This is a genomic window from Mycobacterium neumannii (assembly GCF_002245615.1).
Lineage (GTDB): Bacteria > Actinomycetota > Actinomycetes > Mycobacteriales > Mycobacteriaceae > Mycobacterium > Mycobacterium neumannii_A.
Map to the genome: position 1 here is coordinate 63,587 of NZ_NKCO01000015.1, position 14,189 is coordinate 77,775.

General features: G+C 67.3%; 1 pseudogene (cut by a window edge). It reads right to left on the bottom strand.

Going from position 1 to position 14,189, the window contains the following annotated elements:
* A pseudogene (locus tag CEX88_RS17530) lies at positions 1–14,189 on the bottom strand (non-ribosomal peptide synthase/polyketide synthase); its annotated part runs 15,760 nt beyond the window's last position; the annotation flags it as partial.

The following is a 14,189-nucleotide window of genomic DNA, read 5'->3' on the forward strand; positions in this document are numbered from 1 at the left end:
CTCGCTCGTCAGCATCTCAAGGTGTGAGCAGTCGACAGCGTATGTCGTGACGTCACCCGTGACGTAGGGCTGCCAGGTCCGGACTGGGCATGTCACGTCGTCGTGGCTCGCAGAGAAGACGACCATGTCGCCGTCGAATACCTCGGGAACGTGATCCTGTAAGTACCGCTGATTTTCGCTGAGACACTGGACCATGAACTGCAGCAACTCTTTCGACGGGAGTACGAGCTCGGCCCCCTCGAAATGCCGATAAACCGATTGCACCGCCTCGGCGGAGGTCAGCGGTTCCTCTCGGTACGGGACGTCGATACCGTTCAGTTGCAGGATCTTTCGCAGGATGTCACCCGGTTCGGAGGCTTGCTCCGTCACCATCACTCGGTTCGCGCTGAACGCGTCGTCCAACAGGACCAGGCTCTGAACGACACATCCGCGGCGCTGCAGTTCGACGGCCACGGCCTGGGCCACCACACCGCCGAGTGACCAGCCAAGGAGCTTGTAGCGACCGTTGGATTGGAGGGCCTGAATTCTGTCGGCATAACGTGCCGCCATTTCGGAAATGGTTCGGGGCACCGTTTCGCCTTCAGGCGCGGCCTGGTTGATACCCATTATCGGGCAGTCCAGATGATCGGCGAGGATCCGATATACCCAGCTGAGTCCGAATCCTCCGTGAATGCAGCACAGCGGCACGCCCACACCATCTTTGAGTACCTCGACGGGCACGACCTCCGCAACGCTGTCCAGAGTCCCCAGTTGCCGGCTCAGGCCACGGACCGACGGTGCGTGGAACATCGTGCGCACCGCCAGGTCAGTGTCTAGCTCGGAATTGATCGCTGCGACAACGCGGATCGCGCCCAGCGAGTCGCCGCCGAGGTCGAAGAACGAGTCGTCAACGCCAACCCGCTCGAGGCCCAGGATCCGGGCGTAGATGTCACCGATGACCATCTCGGTGGCCGTTTCCGGCGCCCGGTAGGCCTTGGCCCCCTGGTATTCGGGCGGAGGTAGGGCGCGGACGTCAAGTTTGCCGTTAACGGTTAGCGGCAACGCGTCGACGACCACGATGGCAGCCGGCACCATGTAGCTTGGCAAGCGCTCGGCGAGTACGCGTCGGACGTGTGCGGGATCGATTGTAGCCGAGGAACATTCGGTCACATAGCCGACGAGGCGGTCGTCGCGTGCAACCACCGCAACCTGCTCCACGCCGACGACCTCGGCGAGCGCCGCCTCGATCTCACCTGGTTCGATGCGGTGGCCGCGGATCTTGACCTGTTCGTCGGCGCGCCCGAGGTAGCGCAGTTGCCCGTCGGCGCCCCACCGGACGACATCACCGGTGCGGTACATCCGTCGTCCCGATGCTTCCGCGTCGGCGAACGGACAGGCCACGAATCGTGAGGCGGTCAATCCGGCACGGTTCACATATCCGTAGGCCAGCCCATCACCGGCCACATACAGCTCGCCGACCACGCCCGGAAGCACCGGCCGCAGCCAGCTGTCGAGGACGAAGAATGCCGCTCCCGAAATCGGTGCACCGATGGGTACCTCGTGCGATCCCGCCCTTAGCGGCGCGCTGAATGACGTGTACCACGTCTCCGTGGGGCCGTAGCCGTTCACCATCAGCCGACCATCCGCCCACCGATCGACGAGGTTGGCTGGACAGGCCTCCCCTGCCACCACCAACGCCACTCCGTCGAGGCCGTCGGGGGAGAGCAAGCCTGCGGCCGACGGTGTCTGGTTCAACACGCTGACCTTTTCGTCGATCAGCAGCGCGTGGAAGTCCCGTGGCGACGATGCCACCTCCTCGGGGACGACCACCAGTCGACCGCCACGCAGGAGAGCACCGAATATCTCCCACACCGACACGTCGAAGGCGAGCGAATGCCACTGTGTCCACACCCCCGCCGGTGGCAGGCCGTCGTCGGTTGCCTGCACCAACTGGGTCACCGTGCGGTGGGCGACGGCCACCCCTTTGGGAAGTCCGGTGGTTCCGGAGGTGTAGATGACGTAGGCAAGGTCGTCGGCGGCGGGCAGCGGCAGCGCGGAACAGGGATGGACGTCGATGCAGGGCCCGGCGACATCGACGACCGGCATGTTGCGGCCGCCCAGCCGTGCGGCCAGCCCGGCCCGGGTGATCGAGGCGACCGGTGCGGCGTCTGCGAGCATGAACTCGAGGCGCGCGTCGGGATGCGCGGGATCGATCGGCAGGTAGGCCGCACCCGTCTTGAGTACCGCGAGAATGGCCACGACCGCCTCGGCGGAACGCTCCAATAGCAGCGCTACCGACTCGCCGGTCCGCGCACCCATGCTGATCAGCTTGTGTGCCAGCCGATTCGAGTCGTCGTCCAGTCGTCGGTACGTCATCGACCGACCGCCGCAGCTCAGCGCCTGCGCCTCGGGGGTGCGCGCCACCTGCGCGGCGAACAACGCCGGGATCGACACCTCGGGATAGGCTCCTCGCGCCAACACCGCGCGATTGCCGACCTCGTCCAGCAACGCTTGCTCGCCGGTGTCGAGCAAGCCGATGGACGACATCCGCTGCTGCGGGTCGGCCGTCATGGCCACCAGGACCCGCTCCAGCCGCCGGATCAGGGTTTCGATGGTCGCCACGTCGAATATGTCGGTGCGGAACTCGACCTCGCCGCGTATCCCCCCGGGCTCGCCGGTGTCGGTCCAGTTCTCGGCCAGGTGGAACACCAGATCCATTCGGGCGGTGCGGATGTCCACCGGCCTCTGGGTGACTTGCACATCACCGAGGCTGAGCCCGGCGGCGTTGCCGTGTTCACCCAGCACGTTCTGCCAGGCAAGCATCACCTGCACCAGCGGATGATGGGTCAGGCTGCGGGACGAATTGAGCCGGTCCACGAGTAATTCGAATGGCACGTCCTGGTTTTCGTAGGCGGACAGGCTACGCCTACGCACCTGGTCCAGCACTTCGGCCAGCGTCGGATCACCGCCGAGGTCGACCCGCAGAACCAGCGTGTTGACGAAGAATCCGACCAGATCGTCGAGCGCACGGTCGACCCTACCGACGATCGGGAATCCCACGGCGACATCGTTGTTGGCGGTGATCTTGGCCAATAGCACCGCGAGAGCGGACTGAAGCACCATGAAGCTGGTCCCGTTGTGTTCGCGCGCCACCTCGCGGACCAGATTCTGCAAATCGGCCGGCCAGTTCACGGCCACGCTGGCTCCGCCCTGATCGGCCACCGGTGGATAGGGCCGGTCGGTGGGGAGTTGCAGCCGTTCCGGCAATCCCGCCAGGGCATCCCTCCAGTACGCAAGTTGCCCGGCGATCGGGCTGTCGGCGGCATCGACATCACCGAATTCGCTGCGCTGCCAGAGCGTGTAGTCGGCGTACTGGACCGGCAAGGACGGCCAGTCGAGCGGCTGTTCGCTGCACCGTCTGGCGTACGCCACACCGAGGTCGCGCATCAGCGGGCTCACCGACGAGGCGTCGGCGGCGATGTGGTGCACCGCCGCAGCAAAAATGTGTTCCTGGTCTGAGACACGGAACAGCGTTGCCCTGAACGGCATTTCGCTGGCCAGATCGAAGGAGTGACGCACTGTGCGCTCGACGGCCTCTTGCAGCGTGGTCGCCGACCAGTTGCGGGCGTCGACGACGTGCCAGCCGTAGTCGGCGCGCTCGGGTGGTACCACCAGCTGGTAGGGCACCCCGTCGGTCGCCAGGAACAATGTGCGCAGCGTCTCGTGGCGAGCGACAACGTCGTGCAGTGCCAGGCCCAACGCATCGGCATCCAGGCGCCCGGACAGCTCCAGCACCACCGCCATGTTGTAAACCGGTGAGGGACCGTGCAATTGGTCGAGGATCCACAGCCTGCTCTGCGCGAAGGAGAGCGGGACCTCCGCGGGCCGTTCGGCGGACACCAACGGTGCGCGCCGGCCGACCGCCTCGCTCACCCGAGGCGCCAGTTGCGCGACCGTGGGTACGTCGAACAGGGCACGCACGGAGAGCCCGGAATCGAATGCGGTGTTGATCGCCGCCACGGCCCGCATCGCTGACAACGAATCGCCGCCGAGGTCGAAGAAGGAGTCGTCGACGCCGACCCGCCCGACATTGAGCACCTCGGCGTAGATGTCGGCCACGATCTCCTCGACCGCATTGCCCGGGGCCCGATAACGCTCACCGCCGTACTCAGGGGCCGGCAGGGCGCGGGTGTCGAGCTTGCCGTTGACCGTCAGCGGCAGAACGTCCAACACGACCACGGCCGCCGGAATCGTGTACGCCGGCAGCCTTGTGACCAGCTGGTCGCGAATGTCGGACGAGTCTGCTGTCCCGACCACGTAGCCCACGAGGCGTTTGTCGCCGCAGTGGTCCTCGCGAGCGATCACCGCCGCCTGCTCGACGCCGTCCAATTCGACCAGGGCGGTGCGTACCTCACCGAGTTCGATGCGGTAGCCGCGGATCTTGACCTGCTCGTCGGCGCGGCCCAGGTACTGAAGTTGCCCGTCGTCGCCCCACCGCACCAGGTCTCCGGTGCGGTACATCCGGGCGCCCGGCCCACCGAACGGACAGGCGACGAACCGCGCGGCCGTGAGCCCGGACCGCCGCCAGTACCCCTCTCCCACGCCGCGGCCGGCTACGTACAGTTCGCCGACCACGCCGGCGGCCGTCGGCCGCAGCCACCCGTCGAGCACGAACAACGCTGCGCCTGCGACCGGGGCGCCGATCGGCACCGGACCCGGCCCCGCCGTCAACGGCGCGCTGATCGTCGCGTACACCGTCGTTTCGGTGGGCCCGTATGCGTTGATTAGCACCGCGTTCTGCGCCCAGCGCTCGACCAGCTCCACTGGGCAGGCCTCCCCGGCGACCACCAACGCGGTCGACTCCAGTCCCTCGGGCGAGAGCATTGCGGCCGCCGAGGGGGTTTGGCTGAGCACGCCCACGTCTTCGGCCAGCAGCAACTCGCGCAGGTCTTCCGATGACGCCGCCACCAGGTCGGGGACCACGACCAGCCGGCCGCCGCGCAGCAGGGCGCCCCAGATCTCCCACACCGAGACGTCGAAGGCCAGCGAATGCCATTGCGTCCAGACCGCCGTCAGCGGCAGGCCGAGGTCCAGTGAATCAAGGTGCTGCGTGACGTTACGGTGTGAGATAGCAACACCTTTGGGCACGCCAGTGGTGCCGGAGGTATAGATGATGTAGGCCAGATCGTCGGGTGCCGGCGGTGTTAGCGCCTCGCTCGGTTGCGCGTCGATCGCGGGGTCGTGCACATCGATGGTGGGCGACCCCGACCCGCCGAGCCGATCGACCAGTCCGGCAGACGTCACCGTGGCGATCGGCGTGGCGTCTTCAATCATGAACCTGATTCGGTTCGGCGGTAGCGCGGGGTCGATCGGCAGGTAGGCCGCACCGGCCTTGAGCGTCGCGAGTATCGACACGATCGCTTCGGCCGACCTCTCCAGCAGGAGTGCCACACACTGCCCCGGTCCGGCACCATGCTCAATCAGCAAGCGCGCGAACCGGTTCGACGCATCGTCGAGCTCGTCGTAGGTCCACGAGCGCGTTTCGTCACTCAGGGCGACCGCATCAGGTGTGCGCGCGACCTGCGCGACCCACAGAGCCGGAATCGACGCGAGCGTCGCAGGCTGATGCAACACCTCGCGGTTACCGAACCGGTCGAGCTGGGCGTGTTCGGCGGCATCGAGTGCATCCATCGACGACAGCCTTTGGGTGGGATCGGCGGTCATCTCCTCGAGCACCCACTGCAGGCGTCGCATGAGCGCGTCGACTCGGGTCCTGTCGAACAAATCGGCGTCGAACTCGATGCGCAACCGCAACTCCTCGGCCGACCGTGCCTGCAGCATCAGAGGATAATGCGTGGACTCGGTGCCGACGATCTCGGTGATCGCCAACTCGGTCACGTCTGCCAGGGCGCTGGTGTCGACGGGGTAGTTCTCGTATACGAACAGGGTGTCGAACAACTGGTCGCAGCCGGTGACTTTGTGAATCTCGTTGAGCGCTAGATGGTGGTGCTCGAGGGTGTCGACGTGGGCCCGTTGTAGTTGGGTGAGCAGGTCGCCGACGGTGGTCGCTGCGTTGGCGTCCGCGCGCACCGGCACCGTGTTGATCAACAGCCCGACCATCGTTTCGGCCCCGACCACTTCGGTGGGTCGCCCGGAAACCGCGGCGCCGAACACGACGTCGTGGTGGCCGGTCGCCGACATCAGCACCTGCGCCCAGGCGGCCTGCAGTACGATGTTGACCGTGGTGCGTTGCGCGCGCGCGAAATTGTTGAGGGCGTGGGTGTTTCGTGCCGGCAGTGAGATCGAGGCGGTGCCCCGCGGCCCCGGCGTCAGTCGGCCCGGTGAACCGACCAGGGTGGGTGTGTCGAAACCGGCCAGCACTTCGCGCCAGGCGGCACGAGCCGCGTCGATGTCCTGTTCGGCCAGCCACGCGACGAAGTTCCGGTACGGCGTCGCCGCGGGCAACCGCTGCCCGTAGTAGGCGGCGAAGAGCTCCTGCATGAGGACCGGCAACGACCAGCCGTCGAGCACGATGTGGTGATTGGTGAGCACGAACCGGTGCCTGTCCGGCGCGACGCGGATCAACGCCGCTCGGAAGGCCGGCGGCCGGGTGAGGTCGCAGACCGCGGCGCGTTCCTCGGTGCGGACCTCCTCGACGTGATCACCGGGGTTTCGGCCGTTGTGGGTGAGGTCGATGTACCGCCAGGCCGGTGCCGGGTCGGCCGGGATGATCTGCACCGGTTCGTCGAATTGCCCGCAGAATCGCGCGGCGAGGTTGGGGTGGCGGATGGCGACGTTATGCACCGCGTCGCGGAGCCGGTCGCGGTCGAGTGGGCCGGATATCGCGATGTCGAGCTGCATCGCGTAGACGTCGTCGGCCGCGTTTGTCGTGGTGCTGGCGTGGAAGAGCAGCCCCTGTTGCAGTGGCGTCAGCGGCAGGATGTCGGCGATGCGTTCGTGCGCCTCCAGCTCGTCGATCTGGTTTTGGCTGAGCCGGGCGGGGGCGATGTCGGAAGGCGTGAGCCCACCGCCGCCACTCGCGGCATGAGCGCAGATGCCGCGCAACGCCTGGAAGAACAGCATGCCGAACCTGCCGGCTTCGGTGTGGTCCAGCGCTGAGCGCGCGAACGTCCAGTTGGCCCGCAGAGTAGGACCATCGGCGGTTTCGACGGCTGCGGCGTTGAGTTCGAGGGTGTGGGCCAACGGCATGGGTACGGCTGCGGCAGCTTCAGCCAGTGTCAAGCCGCCGTGGCTGACACTCCACATCTCCTCGGACAGCTGCGCAGCGCCAGCACCGAGGCGACCGAGGTAGTTGAACCCGAGCGACGGGTCGGGGCCGGCCAGGTCCACCTCGGGGTTGAGGTAACGCAGTAACCCGTAAGTGAGCGGATCTGGGTGGGTGCGCAGTTGCTCCTTGAGGTCTTTGACCACCGCTCCCAGTGTTGCGTCTCCGGCGGTCACGTCCTGCCAGTTCAGCTTCCGCACTGTCAGCGCGACGGGATGTTTCGTGGTGAACCATCCCACCGTGCGGGACAGGTCGACATCCTGGGCGAGGTATTCGTGGCGGCCGTGGCCCTCGACGTCGATGCCGACCGACGCTGCGCTGCCGACGAATTCGGCGCACGCCAGCGCGTACGCGATCAACAGGATGTCGGAGATGCCCGCGTGGAACGCGGCAGGCGCCTTAGCGAGCAACGCGCGAGTGCTGGCGACGTCCAGCGACAGAGACAGATGCCCGGCGTCAGCGTAGGTGTCGACCTCGGGTGCGGGAGCGGGCAGCGTGGGATCGGTCGCGGTGATCTGCCGCCAGGCCTCCACGTGGGCCAGCGTCGCTGCATCCTGGGCATGGTCGGCCAGCCGGGCGGCCCACTGCCGGAACGAGGTGCCGGTCGGCGCCAGCGCGATGGCTTGGCCGTTGTGGTGTTGAGCCCACGCGATGTTGATGTCTTCGATGAGAATCGGCCACGAAACCGCGTCGACTCCGAGGTGGTGAATGCTCACTGCCAGTTGTCCGGTGGACGGCACCCACAGCGCCGCCAGCATCCTGCCCGCGGCTGGGTTCAGTTGCGCACGAAGGTTGTTCATCGCAGATTCGGTCAGTTCGTCGGTCATGTGCAGACAGTCCATGGACTTCACCGACCCCGGCGCGGGAACGATCATCTGGCCGTCTTCGGCGACGTGCAACCGCAGCATGGCGTGCCGGTCCAACAGCGCCTGCAACAGCATGACGACGTCGGCGTCGGTGACTCCCGCGGGCGCCTGCAACACCATCGTCTGGTTGAACTGATCGACCGGGCCGTCGACCTCGCGGAGCCAGGCCATGATCGGGGTGGGCTGCACGGGTCCGGTGCCGTCATCGACCGTGGCGGCCGCGCCGCCCGCGGCATCGGCGGCCCGGGCGAGCCGCGCCACCGTCTGCTCGACGAAGACATCACGCGGCCGACATCGAAGCCCCGCGGCCCGGGCGCGGGCCACCACTTGCATCGACAGAATGCTGTCGCCGCCCAGATCGAAGAACGAGTCGTCGACACCTACCCGCTCCAACCCGAGCACCTGCGCGTAGATGCCGGCCAGCACCTCCTCGACCGCATCGGCCGGGGCGCGGTACTGCGGCGCGCTCTGGTAGTCGGGCGCGGGCAGGGCGCGAGTGTCGAGTTTTCCGTTGACAGTCAACGGGATCGAATCGACCGCAACCACCGCGGCAGGCACCATGTAGGCAGGCAACCGCTCGGCTAGCGCGGTGCGCGCCGCGGCGGGGATGGCGGTGCCGGTGGTGTAGCCGACCAGACGCTTGTCGCCGGGGCGGTCCTCGCGGACGACGACCGCTGCCTGTTCGACGCCGTCGACTTCGGCCAGCGCGCTTTGGATTTCACCGAGTTCGACGCGGAATCCGCGGATCTTCACCTGCTCGTCGGCGCGACCGAGATATTGCAGTTGACCGTCGGCGCGCCAGCACACCAGATCCCCGGTGCGGTACATGCGTATGCCGGGCCGGCCGAACGGGCAGGCCAGGAACCGTCCCGCAGTGAGCCCGGCCCGGCCGAGGTAACCCATTGCCACGCCTCGGCCTGCCACGTACAACTCGCCGACGACGCCCGCCGGCACCGGCCGCAGCCACTCGTCGAGCACGAACAACGCCGCGGTCGGGACCGGCGCACCGATCGGCGCGGCCCCCGACCCGGCACCCAGCGCACGGCTCATCGTCACATAGACCGTGGCCTCGGTCGGCCCGTAGGCGTTGATCACCACCCGGCCCGGTGCCCACCGATCGACCACCTCGGCGGGACACACCTCACCGCCGAGCAGCACTGCCACCTCTTCGAGCCCCAACGGATTCAATGCGGCAACAGCGGAGGGGGTTTGGGTCAGCACGTTGACCCGTTCACGCACCAACAGCTCGTGGAAGTCGTCGGGCGAAGCGGTGACCGCTTCGGGGACGATCACCAGTCGTCCGCCGCCGAGCAGCGCCGCCCAGACTTCCCACACCGAGAAGTCGAAGCCGTACGAGTGACACTGTGTCCAGACCTGCTGGGTGGGTAGGGCCGTGGGCATCGACTCGGCCAGATGAGCCAGGTTCTGGTGGGTGATCGCCACACCTTTGGGGGCGCCGGTCGTGCCCGACGTGTAGATCAGGTAGGCGATGTCATCGACCGCAGGCGACGGCAGCGGTGCGCACGGGTATTCGGTGACGGCGGGGTCGTCGACGTCGACCACCGCGACGTCGCTTCCCGTCAACAGTTCGGCAAGCGTGGCCGTGGTCAGGAGCGCGATCGGCTCGGCGTCGGCCAGTAGGAACTCCCGGCGCGCGGACGGCAGCGCCGGATCGATCGGCAGGTACGCCGCCCCGGCTTTGAGCACCGCCACCATGGCGACGATCGCTTCGCAGCATCGCTCGAACAGCAGCGCGACACGCGAGCCGGGTTCGACTCCGCGCTCGCTGAGCAGGTACGCCAACCGATTCGACGCGTCGTCGAGGTCGCGGTAGGTCAGCGTGCGGTCCGCGCCACGGACCGCCACCGCGTTTGGGTGACGCCTCACATGTTCGGAGAACAACTCCGGGACCGACCGCGACGGCGGTGCGGCTGCGTTCAGCACCGGTCGATTACCCAGCTCTGCCAGTCGGTAGTGCTCGGAGGGCTCGAGGAGGTCCACCGCGGAGACGCGGCGGTGGGGATCGGCGGTCATCGTCGTCAACACCCGCTCGAAGCGGCCGACGAGCGCCTGGATGCTGGTCGCATCGAAGATGTCGGTGCGGAACTCGACCGCTCCCCGAATGCCGTCCGGCAGACCGGAATCAGTGAAGTGCTCCGACAGCGAGAACGTCAGATCCATTCTGGCAGTGTGGGTTTCGACGGGTAGCTGCATGACGTCCAGGTCGCCCAGCGTCAAGGCGGCCGCGTGATCACCGCCGAGGCCGGGCAGGTTCTGCCAGGCCAACAACACCTGAACCAGCGGGTGGTGCGCTAGTGACCGCATCGGGTTGAGCCGCTCTACCAGCAACTCGAACGGCACCTCCTGGTGGTCGAACGCCGCCAGACTGCGCCGCCGCACCTGGTCGAGCAGTTCGGCGAAGCTGGGGTCGCCGGTCAAATCGACCCGCAACACCAACGTGTTGACGAAGAAGCCGATCAGCTCGTCTAAAGCGGGATCACTGCGTCCCGCAATCGGGAAGCCCACCGCCACATCGGGGCTCGCGCTCAGCCGCGACAACAGCACCGCCAATCCGGCCTGCATCACCATGAAAGTGGTCGCGTTGTACTCCGCGGCCGTTTCGCGCACCCGTTGCTGCAACTCCGCGGGCCAATGCACCGTCATGACGGCGCCGCGCTGATCGGCGAGCGCTGGATAGGGTCGGTCCGTTGGCAACTGCAGGCGCTCGGGCAGGCCCGCCAACGCCTGCTGCCAGTGCTCCAGTTGCGCGGCGATCGGACTGTCGCTGTCGTCAAGGTCACCGAATCGCGCACGCTGCCACATCGTGTAGTCGACGTATTGCACGGGCAGCGGCGCCCACCCGGGAGCATCTCCGTGTCGGCGTGCCTCGTAGGCAACGCCCAGGTCGCGTACCAGCGGGCCCAACGACCAGCCGTCGGCGGCGATGTGGTGCACCACGCCGACCAACACATGGTCGTTGTCGCCGATACGAAAGACGCCGGCACGCAGTGGGATATGCGTAGACAGGTCGAACGGCTGAGCCGCCGCGGCGCCGATGGCCGCCATCAGCCTGTCTTCCGACCATCCGCGGGCCTCGACGACCTGCCAGCCCACATCGGCGCACCCGGCGGCAAGGACCAGCTGTTGCGCGGTGCCGTCGGGCGCCACGAACAGCGTGCGCAGGCTTTCGTGGCGGTCCACCACGTCACCCAGTGCCGCGCGTAGTGCGTCGCCATCGAGGTGACCGCGCAGCCGCAAAGCCACCACCATGTGATAAACCGGCGAGGGGCCGTGCAATTGGTCGATCACCCACAGCCGGCTCTGGGCGAACGACAGCGGAACGACAGCGGGTCGCTCACCAGCGACCAACGGCGGACGACCACCCGCGCAGCGGCTCAGGCGTGGCGCCAGCCCACCGATCGTCGGCGCATCGAACAACGCGCGTACCGGGAGGTCGGCGTCCAAGCCCGCATTGATCGCGGCGACGACCCGCATCGCCGACACCGAGTCGCCGCCGAGGTCGAAGAAGGAGTCGTCGACACCCACGCGTGGCAGCCCGAGCACACGGGCATAGATACCGGCCAGCATCTCCTCGATGTGGCTGGCTGGAGCGCGATACCGATCGGCGTCGACATATTCGGGGGCCGGCAACGCGGCGGTGTCGAGCTTGCCGTTGACCGTGACCGGCAACCCGTTGAGCACCACCACCGCCGCCGGCACCATGTAGGGCGGTAGCCGGTCGGCCAACGCCGCACGCACCGCCGCCGCATCCACCGCGCCCGTCACATAGCCCACCAGCCGCTTGTCTCCGGGGCGGTCCTCGCGCGCGATCACCACCGATTGCTGCACCCCGGCCAGCCCGGCCAACGCCGCCTGCACCTCGCCCAGTTCGATGCGATAGCCGCGGATCTTGACCTGCTCATCGGCGCGCCCGAAATACTGCAACTGGCCGTCTGGACGCCAACACACCAGATCCCCGGTGCGATACATCCGCTGCCCCCCGCCGGCGAACGGACACGCCACGAACCGCGACGCGGTCAACCCCGCTCGACGCCAATACCCCACGCCCACACCGCTGCCCGCGACGTACAACTCCCCGACCACACCGGGAAGCACCGGCCGCAACCACCCGTCGAGGACAAACAACGCCGCTCCTGTGACAGGTGAGCCGATCGGCGGCGCACCCGAACCCGGCGTCAGAGGCGCGCTCTTGGAGAGCCACATCGTGGTTTCGGTGGGGCCATAGACGTTGAGCATCACCCGACCCGGCGCCCACCGGTCCACCAACTCGGCGGGGCAAGCCTCAGCGCCGATGACCAACGCGGTGGAGCCCAGGCCTTCGGGCGTGATTCCCCTCACGGCAGAGGGTGTCTGGGTAAGCACGCTGACATGTTCGTACCGCAACAGTGCGTGGAAGTCTTCCGGCGCATGGGCCACGGTCTCGGGCACGATGACGAGTCGCCCACCATGCAGCAGTGCGCCCCAAATCTCCCACACCGAGAAGTCGAACGCATAGGAGTGGAACTGCGTCCACACCTGTGCCGGTGTCAACTCCAGGCCGGTGTCGAGTCGGTCGAACAGTTGCACGACGTTGTACTGAGTGACTGCAACACCTTTCGGCACACCGGTGGTCCCGGAGGTGTAGATGACGTGCGCGATGTCGTCCGGACGGGGTGCGGGCGGCGCGGTGCTGGGCTGGGTGTCGACGCGCGGGTCGGCGGCGTCGATGACCTCGATGTCGCACTCATCGAATCGGTGCGCCAGAGCGGCGGTGGTGACTGCTGCGACCGGCGTGGCGTCCGCGATCATGAACTTGATCCGGGTGGAGGGGTGGGCGGGGTCGATCGGCAGATACGCCGCACCGGACTTCAGCACCGCGAGGATCGCAAGGATGGCCTCGGGGCAGCGCGAAAACAGCAGCGCCACAGACTGACCCGGGCGAGCACCGTGTTCGGCAAGCAGGTGGGCCAGCCGATTGGACGCCTCGTCGAGTTCCCGGTACGACCACGCAGACTCGCCACAGTTCACCGCGATCGCATCGGGGGTGCGAGTCACCTGGGCAGCAAACACGGCCGGAATCGACGACGGCGTCGCCGCCGGTTGCGTCAGCACCGCGCGGTTGCCCATCTGGTCCAAGCGGGCATGCTCGTCGGCGTCGAGCAGGTCGATCGACACGAGCTGCCGCGCCGGGTCGGCGGTCATCGCGACCAGCACCTCCTGCAGACGCCCGATCAGCGTGCGTACTCCGGCCGGGTCGAACACCTCGGTGTCATACTCGAACCGAAGCGCGAGTTCGCGCCCCGGCATGGCCTGCAGCGTCAGCGGATAGTCGTTGCGCTCGCGGGTGCTGAACTCGGTGACGGCCAGCCCGTCGAAGTCGAGCAAATTCGCCGTGTCGACCGGGTAGTTCTCGTAGACGAAGAGCGTGTCGAACAACTGGTCCAGCCCGGTGATCCGGTGGATCTCGGCAAGCGAAAGATGCTGGTGCTCAAGGGTGTGGGCATGGGCTGTCCGAAGTTGTTTCAGCACATCGGACGTCGTGGTGTCCGGCGTGAAGGTCGCCCGGACGGGCACCGTGTTGATCAGCAGCCCGACCATCGACTCCGCGTCCGCGAGGTCGGCCGGACGGCCGGACACCGCAGTGCCGAACGCGACGTCCCGCCGGCCGGTCAACCACGTCAACAGATGCCCCCAAGCGGCCTGAAGCACGGTGTTGACGGTGGTGTGCTCTGAGCGCGCCAACACCTCGACGGCGCGACTGACGTGCTCGTACAACCGATGCGACTCAACCCCCCGGCGCCCGGGCCGGCCGGGCGGGGCGACCATGGTCGGCGTGTCGAATCCGGCGAGGACTTCGCCCCAGGCCGCCCGCGCCGAGTCGACGTCACGCTCTGACATCCAGGTGACGTACCGGCGGAACGATCCGGCGGCCGACAACCGCTGCCCGAAGTAGCTCGCGAACAACTCTTGCGCGAGGATAGGCAGCGACCAGCCGTCGATCACGATGTGGTGGAAGGTCAGTACGCAGCGATGCCGATCCTCGGCGATGCGAATCAGCG